General features: G+C 65.0%; 16 protein-coding genes and 1 tRNA gene. 14 read left to right on the top strand and 3 right to left on the bottom strand.

From position 1 onward, the window contains the following. The first annotated feature begins 75 nt into the window (after window positions 1-75). From K3752_RS13105 to K3752_RS13055, 11 genes are all read left to right on the top strand, one after another. Entirely contained in the window at window positions 76-3,288 is a 3,213-nt protein-coding gene (locus tag K3752_RS13105; RefSeq protein WP_260063473.1) for a reductive dehalogenase, read from the top strand. 126 nt (window positions 3,289-3,414) lie between these two features. Beyond that, entirely contained in the window at window positions 3,415-4,281 is an 867-nt protein-coding gene (locus tag K3752_RS13100; protein ID WP_260063472.1) for a xanthine dehydrogenase family protein subunit M, read from the top strand. Beyond that, complete coding sequence (locus K3752_RS13095; RefSeq protein ID WP_260063471.1) at window positions 4,278-4,757, top strand: (2Fe-2S)-binding protein; 480 nt, start codon at window positions 4,278-4,280, stop codon at window positions 4,755-4,757. Before K3752_RS13100 ends, K3752_RS13095 begins: the two co-directional genes overlap by 4 nt. Then, window positions 4,757-7,012 (top strand): xanthine dehydrogenase family protein molybdopterin-binding subunit, encoded by a 2,256-nt coding sequence (locus K3752_RS13090; RefSeq protein WP_260063470.1) that lies wholly within the window; start codon window positions 4,757-4,759, stop codon window positions 7,010-7,012. The genes K3752_RS13095 and K3752_RS13090 overlap by 1 nt, the downstream gene beginning before the upstream one ends. Beyond that, complete coding sequence (locus K3752_RS13085) at window positions 7,005-7,250, top strand: MoaD/ThiS family protein (protein ID WP_260063469.1); 246 nt, start codon at window positions 7,005-7,007, stop codon at window positions 7,248-7,250. The genes K3752_RS13090 and K3752_RS13085 overlap by 8 nt, the downstream gene beginning before the upstream one ends. A gap of 474 nt (window positions 7,251-7,724) precedes the next feature. Then, window positions 7,725-8,951, top strand: a complete 1,227-nt coding sequence (locus K3752_RS13080; protein WP_260063468.1) for an integrase family protein — start codon at window positions 7,725-7,727, stop codon at window positions 8,949-8,951. Beyond that, complete coding sequence (locus K3752_RS13075) at window positions 8,948-9,583, top strand: hypothetical protein (RefSeq protein ID WP_260063467.1); 636 nt, start codon at window positions 8,948-8,950, stop codon at window positions 9,581-9,583. Before K3752_RS13080 ends, K3752_RS13075 begins: the two co-directional genes overlap by 4 nt. Window positions 9,584-9,662: 79 nt before the next feature. Further along, a complete protein-coding gene (locus K3752_RS13070; RefSeq protein WP_170782303.1) occupies window positions 9,663-9,914 on the top strand; it encodes a helix-turn-helix domain-containing protein in 252 nt (83 codons plus the stop codon). Beyond that, window positions 9,911-10,204 (top strand): hypothetical protein, encoded by a 294-nt coding sequence (locus K3752_RS13065; RefSeq protein WP_260063466.1) that lies wholly within the window; start codon window positions 9,911-9,913, stop codon window positions 10,202-10,204. The genes K3752_RS13070 and K3752_RS13065 overlap by 4 nt, the downstream gene beginning before the upstream one ends. An 87-nt stretch (window positions 10,205-10,291) precedes the next feature. Next, window positions 10,292-10,909, top strand: a complete 618-nt coding sequence (locus tag K3752_RS13060) for a hypothetical protein (RefSeq protein ID WP_260063465.1) — start codon at window positions 10,292-10,294, stop codon at window positions 10,907-10,909. Window positions 10,910-11,366: 457 nt separating this feature from the next. After that, a complete protein-coding gene (locus K3752_RS13055; protein ID WP_260063464.1) occupies window positions 11,367-11,810 on the top strand; it encodes a single-stranded DNA-binding protein in 444 nt (147 codons plus the stop codon). A 436-nt stretch (window positions 11,811-12,246) separates the two neighbouring features. Here the strand turns inward: K3752_RS13055 and K3752_RS13050 are convergent, their stop codons facing one another. From K3752_RS13050 to K3752_RS13040, 3 genes are all read right to left on the bottom strand, one after another. Then, entirely contained in the window at window positions 12,247-12,498 is a 252-nt protein-coding gene (locus tag K3752_RS13050) for a hypothetical protein (RefSeq protein ID WP_260063463.1), read from the bottom strand. Beyond that, complete coding sequence (locus tag K3752_RS13045) at window positions 12,488-12,754, bottom strand: hypothetical protein (RefSeq protein ID WP_260063462.1); 267 nt, start codon at window positions 12,752-12,754, stop codon at window positions 12,488-12,490. The genes K3752_RS13050 and K3752_RS13045 overlap by 11 nt, the downstream gene beginning before the upstream one ends. A gap of 256 nt (window positions 12,755-13,010) precedes the next feature. Continuing rightward, a tRNA-Thr gene (locus tag K3752_RS13040) sits at window positions 13,011-13,085 on the bottom strand. An 83-nt stretch (window positions 13,086-13,168) separates the two neighbouring features. Between K3752_RS13040 and K3752_RS13035 the strand changes: the two genes are divergently transcribed. Genes K3752_RS13035 through K3752_RS13025 form a run of 3 tightly spaced genes read left to right on the top strand, consistent with a single transcriptional unit; the run spans window position 13,169 to window position 15,072 of the window. Then, the gene (locus K3752_RS13035) at window positions 13,169-13,324 is read left to right on the top strand and encodes a hypothetical protein (protein ID WP_170447007.1); all 156 of its coding nucleotides are present in this window, start codon (window positions 13,169-13,171) and stop codon (window positions 13,322-13,324) included. Window positions 13,325-13,330: 6 nt separating this feature from the next. After that, window positions 13,331-14,596 carry a UDP-N-acetylglucosamine 1-carboxyvinyltransferase gene (gene murA, locus K3752_RS13030; protein WP_260063461.1) on the top strand — a complete coding sequence of 422 codons (1,266 nt, stop codon included), beginning with the start codon at window positions 13,331-13,333 and terminating at the stop codon, window positions 14,594-14,596. Next, window positions 14,596-15,072 carry a DUF2948 family protein gene (locus K3752_RS13025; protein WP_260063460.1) on the top strand — a complete coding sequence of 159 codons (477 nt, stop codon included), beginning with the start codon at window positions 14,596-14,598 and terminating at the stop codon, window positions 15,070-15,072. The genes murA and K3752_RS13025 overlap by 1 nt, the downstream gene beginning before the upstream one ends. Window position 15,073: the final 1 nt, after the last annotated feature.

The following is a 15,073-nucleotide window of genomic DNA, read 5'->3' as shown; positions in this document are numbered from 1 at the left end:
ACCGTTTATGATCCGCCATGAATGGTGTTGCTGTTCATGCCGCGCTAGGGGAAGCTTGGCAACAGGAGGCACGCGATGGGGATCCGCTTTTTCTCGGACAAGAACCGACCCGTTCACATGGGTCCTTATCCGCTTGAGCGGCTGCGGCGACAGGATGCGCTGCCCGATCTGTCGGCGCTGGCGCCCATGCCGGTGCTGAGTTTCGACCGCCCCGAAAAGCCCCACAGCATCGTCAACGCAATGGGCGAGTTTCAGGCGATGCTGGACACCATCCGCGATGGTTTCGTCAATCCGGCCCGGGCCGAGATGCCTCACGATCCGGCTGAACGCGCCAACCACCTGAAGGCATTCGGCTATTTCAACGATGCATCGATGATGGGCTGCGGGCCTCTGCCGCCGCAGGCGCTGCTGGACCAGCCCCGGCGCAACCCTGATATCGACCGGTTGGCCCATGCGCTGCAGACCCGGCAGACGAAGACCCTGGCCTCGGGGATCGACGTGATCATGGCCGACCTGCGCGACAGCGTCGCGGCCCAGCCGGGGCCGATCACCGCCCATCGCCATGCCATCGTGTTCCTGTACGAACATCACCGCGACCCCGATCCGGCCGAGCCCGGCGCCGAGTGGATCCTGGATGCGCAGGATCACCGCGCCTGCCTGCTGGCCACCGAAAACGCGGTGGTGATCGCCAATTACATCCGTCTGTTGGGGTATGACGCGCGGGCGCATTCGGTGATGTCCTCGGACGTGGACCTGCCGCGCCTTGCCGCCGCAGCCGGGCTGGTCTGGGCCGAGGATGGCACCGCCGTGGCCCCTTGGCTGGGGCGCCGGTTCGGGCTGGCCGCCGTGACCACCGAGATGGAAATCGCCCATGATCGACCGCTGGCCCCGCGCGACCGGCAGCCGTGGTTCCGCACCCAAGGCCCCGCGTGGTGGCTGGGCGCGGGCTTTGCCAAAAGCGCGCTGGACCGCGACCCTTTCGCCCGCCGCCGCTATGTCGATGGCGCGCACCCGTTCGAGACGCTCAAACGCGTGGACAGCCCGACCACCTATATCGACGAGGCGAACGTGGCCCGCGTACCCAAACGCGCCGACATGTTCGCGCGGGCGCAGTTCGGCGACATGGGCAAACCGCTGCAGGACGCGGCCAAGGGCGGGCACTACGTCCGAAAATCCGCGCCCAGCTTTGCCCAACGTCGCGCGCTGGGGGCCTTCGTCCTGCTGCAGGATGGCGACAGCGCCGAGGTCGCCAGACCCACCGATGCCGAGCGCAACGCGGCGAACATCAAGGCGGCCAGCTATTTCCTGGGCGTCGATGCCGTAGGCCTCAGCCGCTGCCCCGAATGGGCGTGGTATTCCCACGACGCCACCGGCGAGGAAATCGTGCCGCCCCACGATCAGGCCGTCAGCATGATCATCGACCAGGGCTATGAAACGATGGAGGGCGCCTCCGGCGATGACTGGATCAGCGTCGCCCAGTCCATGCGCGCCTATCTGCGGTTCTCGCTGCTGGGCGGGGTATTGGCCCGTCAGATCCGCAACCTGGGCTACAAGGCCAAGGCCCATACGGTGATGGATGGCGAGGTGCTGCAGCCGCCGCTGCTGTTGCTGTCGGGGCTGGGCGAGGTCAGCCGCATCGGCGAGGTCATTCTGAACCCGTTCCTGGGCCCGCGCCTGAAATCGGGCGTGGTGACGACCGACATGCCGATGGCGCATGACAAGCCCATCGACTTTGGTCTGCAGCGGTTCTGCGAAAGCTGCAACAAATGCGCCCGCGAATGCCCCTCGGGGGCGATCACGGCCGGGCCCAAGCTGATGTTCAACGGCTACGAAATCTGGAAATCCGACAGCCAGAAATGCGCCACCTACCGGATCACCACGCCCGGCGGGGCGATGTGCGGGCGCTGCATGAAGACCTGCCCGTGGAACCTGGAAGGGCTGTTCGCCGAACGCCCCTTCCGCTGGGCCGCGATGACAATTCCCGCCGCCGCGCCCGCGCTGGCGAAACTGGACGATGCGCTGGGCCATGGCGGGCTGAACGACACCAAGAAATGGTGGTGGGATCTGGAGCTGCAGCCCGACGGCGCCTATCGCCCCACCGCGCACACGCTGAACCGGCGCGATCTGCAAAAGGATCTGGACCTGAAATACGAGGATCAGACGCTGGCCGTCTATCCCGCCCCGCTTGCGCCACATCCCTGGCCCTATCCGTTCGCAATGGATCGCGAGGCCGGGATCGCCGCCTATCAGGCGATGGTCACGGCCCAGGAATACAAAGCCCGGCTGGCCGCCGGCGACATGTCGGTGTTGCATCGCTACACGATCTCCGGCGACGCCCCGGTCATGCGGGTCGAGGTGACCAAGGTCGAGAAGATGACGCCGGATGTCAGCAAATACGAATTCTCGGCCCCGGACGGTGCGCCCTTGCCGGATTGGACGGCCGGCGCGCATCTGGACGTGTTGGTGGCGCCGGAATTTCTGCGGCAATACTCGATGTCCGGGGACCCGGCCGACCGCATGACCTATCAGATCGGGGTCCTGCGCGAGGATCAGGGCCGCGGCGGATCGGCCCTGCTGCACCGGATCTTCACGCCGGGCCGCAAGGTGTTCGTGTCAAAGCCGATCAATCATTTCCAACTGGATGAGACCGCCTCCCGCACTCTGTTGATGGGCGGCGGCATCGGCATCACCCCGATGATCGCCTTCGCGCATCGCCTGAACGCGCTGGGCCGCGATTTCGATCTGCATTATTCCGTCCCCTCACGGGAAAAGGCCGGGTATCTGGCCGATCTGGCCGCCGCGCCTTGGGCGGATCGTGTGCATCTGCATGTCTCGGACGAGGGCACCCGCGCCGACCTAGACACGATCCTGGCGGGCTATCGCGACGGCTGGCATGTCTATACCTGCGGCCCGGACCGCTACATGGAGGCGGTGATGCAGGCTGCCGAATGTCAGGGCTGGCCCGAGGAGGCCCGGCATCTGGAGTATTTCTCGGTGCCCGAGCAGCCCGACTATGAAAACCACCCGTTCACCCTGCGGCTGGCCCGGTCGGGGCGTGACCTTGAGGTACCCGCCGACAAGGACGCGGCGCAGGTGCTGAACGAGGCCGGCATCCATGTCGACGTGAAATGCGCCGACGGCATCTGCGGCGTCTGCAAATGCGGGCTGATTGCGGGCGAGGTCGAGCATCGCGATTTCGTCCTGTCGCGCAAACAGCGGGAATCGGCACTGATTCTGTGCCAGAGCCGCGCGGCCGAGCCGGGCGGGGTGGTCGAGATCGACCTCTGACCCCGGTCGGAAAGCGACATTTTCAGGCGAAAAAATAGGTCGCGCGGGCCATGGACGCCGCCGCGCGGCTGCTCTAACGTCGCCCCAAACCCAGTGAACCCTGACCAACAGGCGCGAGGTACAATCATGCAATATCACCGCCCCGCCAGCTTTGCCGAAGCTTCGGATCTGGCTGCCCATGCAACGGGCATCACGCGGTTTCTGGCCGGCGGCACCGACGTTCTGGTGCAGCTGCGGTCCGAGATCGTGACTCCCGACACCCTGATCGACATCAAGGCCATCGACGGTGTACACGCCATCACCCGCCACGCCGACGGCAGCTGGACGCTGGGCGTGGCCGTCACCGGCGCCGAGATGAGCGAACACCCCCAACTGGGCCGCGAGTGGCCCGGTGTGGTCGAGGCGATGGACCTGATCGGCTCGACCCAGGTTCAGGGCCGTGCCACGCTGACGGGCAACTTGTGCAACGGCTCGCCCGCAGCCGACTCGGTTCCGGCCATGGTGGCCGCAGGGGTTACGGCGACGGTGACCGGCCCGAACGGCGATCGGGTCATGGCGGTCGAGGACATTCCGACCGGCCCCGGCAAGACCTCTCTGGCACAGGGCGAACTGATCTCGGCCCTGCACATCCCGGCGCGGGGCGCGAGTGGCGGCGACGCCTATCTGCGCTTCATTCCGCGCACCGAGATGGACATCGCCGTGGTCGGCGTGGGCGTGAACCTGCGCGTCGATGGTGACACGATCACCGAGGCCCGCGTTGCGCTGGGGGCCGTGGCGCCCACCGTCCTGCTGGTCGAAGACTGCGCAAAGGCCATCATCGGCACCACGCTGGACGATGCCGCGCTGGCAGCGCTGGCCGCCGCCGCCTCGGCCGCGTGCAAACCCATCGACGACAAGCGCGGCACGATTGAATTCCGCACCGAAGTGACCGGCGTTCTGGCAAAACGCGCCGCGAAAATCGCCTATGCCCGCGCCAAGGGAGAGACCGCATGACCAAACATCACGTCACCACCACTGTCAACGGCGACACGGTCGAATACCTGTGCGACGCGCGCGAAACCCTGCTGGACTGTCTGCGCGACAAGCTGAACCTGACCGGGGCCAAGGAGGGCTGCGGCACCGGCGATTGCGGGGCCTGCTCGGTCACGCTGGACGGGCGGCTCGTCTGTTCCTGCCTGGTGCTGGGGGTCGAGGCCGAGGGCAAGCAGATCGAAACCATCGAAGGCATGGCCGAGGGTGAAACCCTGCACCCGCTGCAGCGCAAGTTCATCGACCATGCCGCGCTGCAATGCGGGGTCTGCACACCGGGCGTTCTGGTCGCCGCCAAGGCGCTGCTGGAAAGGAACCCCGACCCGACCGAGGAAGAGGCCCGCTATTGGCTGGCCGGCAACCTGTGCCGCTGCACGGGTTATGACAAGATCATCCGCGCCGTTCTGGACACGGCCGCCGAGCTGCGGGAGGCTTCGTAATGGCACTCGACGATCGCAAGTCGCACTTCACCTTCGTGGGCACCCGCCCGAACCGTCCCGACGGGTTGGACAAGGTCACCGGCCGCGCACGGTTCGGGGCTGACGTGACCGCGCCGGGCATGCTGTTCGGCGCCATCCTGCGCTCGCCCCACGCCCATGCGCGGATCGTCCGGATCGACACCTCGAAGGCCGAGGCGCATCGGGACGTGAAAGCCGTGGTCACCCGCGCCGATTTCGCCGATGTCCCGTTCAAGCCGGGGCTCGAGGGCGAATTCTGGAACGTTCTCGAAAACGTCATGGCCGGGGAAAAGGCGCTCTATGACGGGCACGCGGTGGCGGCGGTTGCGGCCAGCTCGGCGCTGGCGGCGCGGGATGCGCTCAAGCTGATCGAGGTCGAATACGAGGTCCTGCCCCATGTCACCGACGTGGACAAGGCGATGGCGCCCGACGCCCCGGTGATCCGCGAGGGCGCGGCCGATTATTCGGTACCCGAGGGCATGCACCCCAACGTCGTGCGCTACCACGAAAGCGGGCATGGCGATGTCGAGGCGGGCTTTGCCGAGGCCGATCTGGTGATCGAGGATCACTTCGTCACCGAGGCCACCCACCAGGGGTATATCGAACCGCACGCCTGCCTTGCCTCGCTGGGCGCTGACGGCAAGGGCGAGCTATGGTGCTGCACCCAGGGCCACTGGATCGTGCAGAAAACCTGCGCGGCATTGCTGGGGATCGAAACCGCGCAGCTGCGCGTGACCGCATCGGAAATCGGCGGCGGGTTCGGCGGCAAGACCACCGTGTTCATCGAACCGGTGGCGCTGGCGCTGTCGCGCAAGGCCAACCGTCCGGTCAAGATCGTGATGTCCCGGTCCGAGGTTCTGCGGGCCACTGGGCCGACGGCCTCGGCCTCGATGGACGTCAAGATCGGCATGAAGAAAGACGGCACCATCACCGCCGCCAAGGGCGTGTTCCGCCTGCAGGGCGGTGCCTTTCCGGGCGCGCCGGGCGACATGACCGCAATGTGCGCCTTTGCGCCCTACAACCTGACCAATGTGCGGCAGGTGGGGTATGACGTCATGTCCAACCGCCCGAAACAGGCCGCCTATCGCGCGCCGGGCGCGCCGATGGGGGCGTTTGCGGTGGAGTCCGTCATCGACGAGCTGTGCAAGAAACTGGGTCTCGACCCGGTCGAGGTGCGCCTGAAGAACGCCGCGCGCGAGGGCACCAAGGCCAGCTATGGCCCGACCTATGACCGGATCGGCTTGGTTGAGACACTCGAAGCCGCCAAGGCCCACCCGCATTATTCCGCGCCGCTGAAGCCGGGGCAGGGGCGGGGCATCGCCTGCGGGTTCTGGTTCAACCACGGGGGCGAGACGTCGGTGTCGCTGGCCCTGTCCGAGGACGGCTCGGCGCAGCTGATGGTCGGCACGCCCGATATCGGCGGCTCGCGCGCGTCGATGGCGCTGATGGCGGCCGAGGTGCTGGGCATCCCATACGAGAATATCCGCGTGACCATCGCCGACACCGCCACGCTGGGTTACAACGACGTCAGCCACGGCTCGCGCGTGACCTATGCCAGCGGTCTGGCCACGATCAAGGCGGCGCAGCACGCGGTCGAGAAACTGTGCGAACGCGCGGCGGCCAAATGGGGCATCCCCGTGGACGCGGTGAAATGGGAAAACGGCTGCGCGGTGCCATCCGGCCCCAACGCAGGCGATTTCGACCCGCTGCCGCTGGCCGAGATCACCGCCGACATGGGGCGTACCGGCGGCCCGATCTCGGGCCATTTCGAGGCGACCCCCGAAGGCGCAGGCGTGTCCTTCGGCACCCATATCGTCGATGCCGAGGTCGATCCCGAAACCGGCAAGACCTCGATCACCCGTTACACCGTCATCCAGGACGCGGGCAAGGCGATCCACCCCGCCTATGTCGAGGGCCAGTTCCAGGGCGGCGCGGCGCAAGGCATCGGCTGGGCGCTGAACGAGGAATACATCTATGGCGAGGATGGCCGGCTGCAGAATCCGGTGTTCCTCGACTACCGTATCCCGGTGGCCAGCGACCTGCCGATGATCGACACGGTGATCGTCGAGGTGCCCAACCCGGGCCACCCGTTCGGCGTGCGCGGCGTGGGCGAAACCGGCATCGTGCCGCCGCTGGCAGCCATCGCGAACGCGGTCTCGAACTCGGCGGGCGTGCGGATGCGGCAACTGCCGATGTCGCCGCCGCGCATTCTGGCCGCCCTCAAGGGCAATGGTTGAGGTCCATCTCTGGTCCGGCCTTCGGTCTCTGACCGGGGGCCGGGAAGTGGTCGAGGTCGAGGCCTCGAACACCGGTGAGCTTTTGCGCGAACTGGTGTGCCTTCATCCGCAACTGCAGGCGCCGATCGACGCGGGCGTGTCCGTTGCCGTCAATGGCCGGATCATTGCAGCGGGTCTGTCCGAACCCATTCCCGAAGGTGCCGAAGTCTATCTGATGCAGAGGTTGCGGGGCGGGTAGCCCCGTGAAATCGGCGGGGGAGGACCGGAAGCCCCGGCCTTGAATTCGGCGCTTCGGCCTCACCCCTGGTCCTACCGAAGTACCCCCTCGTTAAAAAAACACCATCAAACGGATCGGCAGGATTGATCCGCTATGTATTGCAATATTGGCATTAGTATTGCGGGAAGGTGTCAGATGTGTGTGATTTCCGGCCAAGTCTGGTTGACGTTGGGGAAGTCGCGCCTGCAAAGGTATTGCGGCGTCGTGCAGCGGAATCCCGGTAAAAGCTGGAAGATGGTGCTGCTGGAGAGAATTGAACTCTCGACCTCTCCCTTACCAAGGGACAGGTGGAAACAGACAGCGCCCGCCACAGCCCCAGAACCCCCTTTTAGCGCAGGCATTTGCGGTCTACATTGCGGACTGAGGGCGACACAGCCCCTCACTCTGGTGCGCCACATGTGCGCCACAGGCCAAACGATGACGACGGATGAGACCATGACGGATACCAGACAGCCCGCGCCCGTGGTGCGCCTGCACCCAGCGGGGCGCAGCAAACCCAAACGCTCTGAGCCGGTGAAATTGACCGCCCAGCGCATCGCCAGGATGAAACCGCGTGCAAAGCCCTATGACGTGCGGGATGCGCAGACACCGGGGCTGATTGTGCGCGTGCAGCCCAGCGGCTCGGCGTCCTACTACGTGAAAGCCCGCATCGGCTCAGGCCGGGGCGCAACGTCTCGCAATGTGCGGATTGGCTCGGTTGATGCGGTCCCGCTGCAAACGGCACGCACCGAGGCTCTGCGGCTGCTGGCAGAAATGCGGCAGGGGATCGACCCAACGGACAAAAGCCACGCGCTGACGCTCTCTCAGCTTATCAGCGCATACGATGATCGCCTGCGCGCCCGTCAGGTGGTAAAGCGCGCCGATGTGGTTTCCTGCCTGCAGCGCAACCTCAGGCGATACCTGAACCGCCCAGCGCTGGCCCTGACACGGGCGCAGATCGTGGGCGTGATGGATGCGATTGAGGCGGGCGGGCATCAAAGCGACTACCTGCGCAAATGCGCCTCTGGCCTGCTGACATGGGCGGCAAACGCGGGGCATGTCCCTGCAAACGTGCTGGCCGGGTATCGCAGGGACAGGGAAACCCGCACACAGAAACTCAACACGCGCCCGAAAGTGACGTTGACCACGCCAGAGGAGATCCGGGGTTTCTGGGTGGCCACGGGCAAACTGGCAAACCCGGTGCATCGGGATCTGCTGCGGTTCATGCTGCTGACCGGGCAACGGCGCAGTGAAACAGCGTGTGTGACGCGCGCCGATGTGGTTGGGGGTGTTTGGACCATCCCCGCCGCGCTGCACAAAATGGGCGAGGCGGTGCGGGTTCCGTTGGGCGCATCGTCGCTGGCCCTGCTGGATGCGCAGCCACAATTGGCGGGGGTCGGGCTGTACTTCCCCGGTCGGCATGGCAAACGCATCAGCGGGTTTACCCAGATCCTGACGCCGTTGCGCGAGGCGCTGGGCAATCCGGGGTTTGGGTTTCACGCTCTGCGGCGGACCTATCGCACGGGGCTGGAGGAATTGGGCGTACCTGAGCGCGTGGCAGAACTGATGATAGGTCATGCCCGCCCCGATCTGTTGGGCCGGTATTCAGAGGCTGATCTCTGGGCGCAGCGGGTCGAGGCGCAGGCCAGATGGGAACGCCATGTGCAGGAGGTGACGCAATGAGCGGGTCTGAGCGCATAGATCTGGACCTGCCGCCCACGTTTGACGCCCTGCGCGTTGGGGCGGCTTATGTGCAGCTGCGCAAAGCTCTGGCTCTGGCAAACGCAGCGTCAGATGCGACAGAGGGCAGGTTGCAGGCGCTGAACGCTGTGATTGGTTTCCTGCAGGATGGGTTTCCCGAGACAGCGGGCGGTGACACGCTGGCCGTGCTTAAGGGCGTGCGGGATGATTTGCTGCGCGACGTGGTTTCTGCGCAGACGCGGGTCGGAGGGCGGGCACCGGTTCCGGCTGATGTGGCGCGGGTCAGGTGTCATGCGATCGCCTGTGTGCGGTTTCTGCAGCGCACCGGCATGACCAAAACCAAAGCGCGGGTGGTGGTCGCTGACACGCTGAGAGGCACGGACTACAGGGCGGGCGGCCAGGCGCTGAAAAACTGGGAAAGCAAATGGATGCCAGAGCAGCATATCCCTGCGCATAGCGCGCTGGCTGCTGCGTCACCAGAGCGCGACGTGGAAGCGATTGAGGCGGCGCTGGTGGGCAATTGGTCCGGCGGGCTGGACCCCGTGACGATTGTGCGCAACGTCATGCGTGCGACGGTCGAGGCGGCGAAAAAAAACGCGCAGAAACCCGAATAGTTACCTTTCCCCCCTCCAAGGTAACCGCTTTTCCGGTCCAGCCTTTGTGCAGACGCAAACTGCATAGAGGAACCAAACCATGCGAGAGGAAATAGCACAGGTACTGCTGCCGGCTTTGGCCACGTCAGGCGGGCAGATTGAACCTGACGTGCTCTACACCAGCGGCCAGCTGGCCAACATCCTGAACGTCAGCCCACGCACGCTGGAGCGCTGGAGGGCGGAGGGCCGAGGGCCTGCCGTGACGCGGCTCTATCCTGGCATGCCGCCACGGTATCGGGGCCTGCACGTGCTGGAGTTTCTGCGCGGGCGTCATGTCGAGGGCGCGGCGTGACTGACACAGCATCAGAGATTGCCCGTCTGCAGGCTGAGAACGCGGAACTGCGCGCTAAGGTGCGTTTCCCCCTCTGGCCGTGCTGCCTGCATCCAGACGCGATGTATTCCACGGATGAGGCTGCAACGGCCATCGGCGTATCTAAGCGCACGATAGACCTTTGGTCGCGCCAGCCGAACGGGCCAAAGGTCACGCGCCTGCGGCCCAACCATCCCCGAAAGTATCGCGGCATAGACCTGCTGACCGCGCTGACCAGGGCGCAGGAGGGATCGAGCGATGTGGAAGGATGAAACGGGCAGGGAGACGAACCCCTGCCCGCGCGCCAAACGTTGCGCCGGAGCGCAGACGGTGCCGCGTCGAAACGCGACAGGTGCAATATGACGGTATCAGGACGCGGTGACAACGGGCGCAAAGCCCAAATGGTGCAGCTGGCCAAATACAATCGGCATGGCTGCCGGGTTCGCGCAAAGCCAAAATACAAAGCCGTGCTGCAACAGATAGCGTGGTGCCACGATACCGGAACCCGGTTCAGCAATGAGGAATGCGCAGCCCGCACCGGCTGGAGTGGTGCCACGGTTGAACGGGTGATTGCGGTTCTGGATGAGGCCGGGGTTGTGACCATCACCAGGGCCGGCTCCAAACATCGCCAGGTCAGGCTGGCCAGCCATTGGCTGGACCAATGGCGCGGGCGGTTTCCACAGGTGGCCAAACTGCGCGACGGAAAACGCGGGAATGAGGTGAAGGAACGGCGTAAATCTGGCGCGTTTGAAGGCGCGGCAGAAACAGCCAACCCCATCCGCGCGGAGGGGGTTGAACCGCCTAAAGCGGAGGGGGTTGCCCCCCCTGAACCGCCTAAAGCGGAGGGGCATAATAGTAATACGGGTGACGCACGCGAGACGGAGGCTCCAAACGGCACCGCAATTCACACCTCGCACGCGGATCAAATCGACCATCCCGGCAGCGCGTGGGAGCCCTACCCGTGGTGGGCGGAATGACGCACCCAGCCGCTCCAGCGCTGCGCTCCTCATGTGGCACGCCCAGCGCCTCAATCCTCGCGCTCTGTCCCTGTGTCGCCGGTTGCGCTGATGCTGGGGAAACGCAGGACGTGTGGATTGCCCTGCGCAACATCTCAACCGCCGCACTGGTGGCCGATGATGCGCAACGCCATCCGCACCCGCTGACCTGTCTCAGCACCGGTGCAACAGAACCCACGGGCGCAACATCGCCGTGTATTCCCTCAGGCCCATCACGGGGCCGGTGCAACGCTGCCACGCGCGCGACGTCTGCGTGTCTGGGCGGAGGGGAAGAAAAAAAAACGAACCACAACGTCAAACGGAGGAAAACCATGACGGACCAAAGCAACGAAACCCACGCAATCATACGCGGGCAATTCACAACGGCAGTCTCTCGCCTGCAGGCCGAGGATGAGGCCGCACAGGAGGCACGGGCGGCATGCTAAGCGTGACAATTGCAGGGCGCGTCTCAAAGGGCGCGAAACTCACAAAGGCGGGACAGAGCGACGTGTGCAATTTCCGCGTATCGGTTGGGCGGGGCGATGATGTGCAGATTGTGGGCTGCAGCCTCTGGGGCAAACGCGCCCTGGCCCTGGCGGAGCATCTGGTGCAGGGCGTGCCGGTCACGGTTTCGGGGGGTCTGTCTCTCGAAACCCACGATGGCAGCACATACCTGACCGTGCGCAGCGTGCAGGACATCGCCATTCTGGACACGGTGGACAACGTGCGGGCCAATCGCGAGCGATACCGCGCCAGGCGCCAGGATGAGCGCAGGCAGGCGGAAATGCCCCTCAGGCAGCCACGGGGCAGGCGCAACCCTGTCGCAGAGGGCGGAGGGCCTGACGGTGATCCGGTGATTGAGGAGCCCTGGCACGATGATTGAGCGCCCAGAGGCCCAATCCTGCGCCGTATGTGGGCGGTCGATTGAGGGGGAGCCAGAGCATCGCCTGCAGCTGCGCCGGGACAACCCCGGGTATCGCTGGATATTGGGTCTGCCTCTGCAGTCGAGGCGGCTGCATCCGTGGCGGCATGACCGCATCAATGTGGTGAGCATCTGCTCTGAGCCCTGCATGCAGCGTGCGGCCAAACGAAACGGGTCTGCCCAGGCGCTGGCGGATCGATGGCATGCGGAGCGAGAAAAAAAACAGACAGCCCGCGAGCGTGTGCGTGAGGGCCAGGCAAACGGGCAGCGCATCAGAACCTGCCCCTGTTGCGGTGAGGCGTTCCCCATCGTGCGCAGAACGGCTCAGTATTGCTCTGCGGCCTGCAGGCGTAGGGCAGCGCGGGAACGGAAACAGAGCGCCCCTCCGCCCGAGCAATCAGGCTGACCGGCGGGGTTTCCTCTGCGCCCAGCCCTGCCGCTCAGCGCGCCGGACAAAGCGCTGCAGGCGGGCCAGGCTGACACCGGCATAGTCAGCGACCAAACGCGCATCCGTGGTTTTGAGCCATGCCTGCGCCTCTGTCTGCACCCGGTCCCGCTCTCGGGCTGCCACGATACCTAAGCCCCAACCCTGCGCAGCTGAGACCTGAGCCAACAGGACGGACAGCCACAAACGCCGCTCAGGTGACATAATCAGACCATCCGGCTTTGCGGTTTGCACGGGGCTGCAGGCCGTGGGGATTGCTCATGCCGATCTGCACCAGCTTTGCGCATCCCAGCTTTCGACCAGCCTCTGCCAGTGCCGCACCTGAATTGACCGATCGGCTGCGTGCCGCTGCATCCTTCCAGGCGGTGATTTCCTGGGCGAGATCTGCGCGCTCTGTGCCTCTGAGTGACCGGAGACGCCTCTGCGCCGCCATGTATTCGCTGTGGCTGGATATGGTCATGCTCTGCCTCCCTCGTGTCTGGTCGCGATCCTGCCGTGATTTGCAACGCTGTGACAGAGACCGCACGGTAAGGATCGTAGGTGCGCACGCTAAGTACCGTAGTGGAACACCCTGCCCGGTTTTTTCCGCACCCGTCTGAAATCGCACAGAGAGTGCCTGAGTACTTCCAGCCGTTTTTTTTGGGGCGTGGTGCGCCACATGTGCGCCACGGTGCAGGGCGTGGTTTGTGGGCGTGGGCGCTAAGGTGCTGATTTCGTGGTGCTGCTGGAGAGAATTGAACTCTCGACCTCTCCCTTACCAAGGGAGTGCTCTACCTCTGAGCTACAGCAGCGCTGTGGGCGGGTGATTAGACTCAAACGAAACGGGGCGCAAGGGTCTCTGGACGGTTTTTTTCGCCTCCTGTAGAGAAAGATCATGGCAGAGAAAAAATCACCCAAAAAACACGGACAATCCGGATCCGCGCGCGAAGATCGGCTCAAGGCTGCCCTCAAGGCAAACCTGGCGCGGCGCAAGGCGCAGGCCAAGGCGCGCAGCGCACAGGATGACCGGCTGGGACAGCACAAGGACTAAGAGCAGATGGATTCGATTCTGGTAACGGGCAACGGGCCGCTTCACGGCCAAATTCCGATCGCGGGGGCCAAGAATGCCTGTCTGACGCTGATGCCGGCCACGTTGCTCAGCGAAGATCCGCTGACGCTGACCAACGCGCCGCGTCTGAGCGACATCAAGACCATGACCGCGCTGCTGCAGTCGCTGGGGGCCGAGGTGTCGGCCCTGCAGGACGGGCAGGTTCTGGCGATGTCCAGCCATGATCTGACCAGTCACACGGCCGATTACGAGATCGTGCGCAAAATGCGGGCCTCGAACCTTGTTCTGGGGCCGCTATTGGCGCGTTTCGGGCAGGCCGTGGTGTCGCTGCCGGGCGGTTGTGCCATCGGGGCGCGGCCGATGGACCTGCATGTCGAGGGGCTGGAAGCACTGGGCGCCGAAATCGAGTTGAAGGACGGCTACCTGAACGCCAAGGCGCCAGGTGGATTGAAGGGCGCGGTGCATGAAATGCGCTTTGCCTCTGTGGGTGCCACCGAGAACATCGTCATGGCCGCAACGCTGGCCAAGGGCACCACGGTTCTGAAAAACGCCGCACGCGAGCCCGAGATCGTGGATCTGGTTCAATGTCTGCGCAGCATGGGCGCGCAGATTCAGGGCGAGGGCACCTCGACCATTGAGATCCAGGGTGTCGACCGCCTGCACGGGGCTACGCACCAGGTGGTCACCGACCGGATCGAGCTGGGCACCTACATGCTGGCCCCCGCCATTTGCGGCGGTGAGGTAGAACTGCTGGGCGGCCGCCTGTCACTGGTCGAATCCTTCGTCGAGAAGCTGACGGCCGCCGGGGTGGATGTCGCCGAGACGAAAAAGGGTCTGAAGGTCTCTCGCAAGAATGGCCGGGTGCGCGCCGTGGACGTGGTGACCGAGCCGTTCCCGGGCTTTCCTACCGATCTGCAGGCGCAAATGATGGCGCTGATGTGCACGGCCGAGGGAACCTCGGTGCTGGAGGAGCGGATTTTCGAGAACCGCTTCATGCACGCTCCCGAACTGGTGCGCATGGGCGCGCAGATCGAGGTACATGGCGGCACCGCGACGGTGACGGGGGTCGAGCGCCTGAAAGGCGCGCCGGTGATGGCCACCGATCTGCGGGCCTCGGTCTCGCTGATCCTGGCCGGGTTGGCGGCCGAGGGCGAAACAACCGTCAGCCGGGTCTATCATCTGGACCGCGGATATGAGCATGTGGTCCGCAAGCTGGAAGGCGTGGGCGCGAAAATAGAACGGATCAAGGGCTGATGGCAGACGCAACATTCGAAGACGGGCGCGAGGCGCCGCTGAACCTTGGCGCATTGGATGCCGAGGACCTCAAGGTGATCGCAACGCTGACGCAGGATGCGGTTTTTCCGGTCAGCGAAATGACCTGGCAACCAACCCGCCGCCGCTTTGCCTTGCTGCTCAACCGGTTCCGGTGGGAGGACAAGGAAGCAGCCGAGCGCCTTGGTCGGGAATTCGAGCGGGTGCAGTCGTTGCTGGTATTCGACTCGGTCCTGTCGGTGTCCAGCCAGGGGGTTGATCGATCCGACAAGGACCTGATCCTCTCGGTTCTTGATATCGAGTTCCACCCTTCGGATGATGGCACGGGCGAGGTGCTGCTTGTGCTGGCCGGGGATGGCGCGATCCGACTGACGGTGGAAGCGGTTGATGCAACGCTCAAGGATGTGACGCGCCCCTATCGTGCGCCTTCGGGCAAGGCGCCTCGGCACCCGGACTGAC

The organism is Ruegeria sp. B32, from assembly GCF_025141855.1.
GTDB lineage: Bacteria > Pseudomonadota > Alphaproteobacteria > Rhodobacterales > Rhodobacteraceae > Ruegeria > Ruegeria arenilitoris.
The sequence above is the reverse complement of the archived record's forward strand: the minus strand, read 5'-3'. Positions and strand labels throughout refer to the sequence as shown.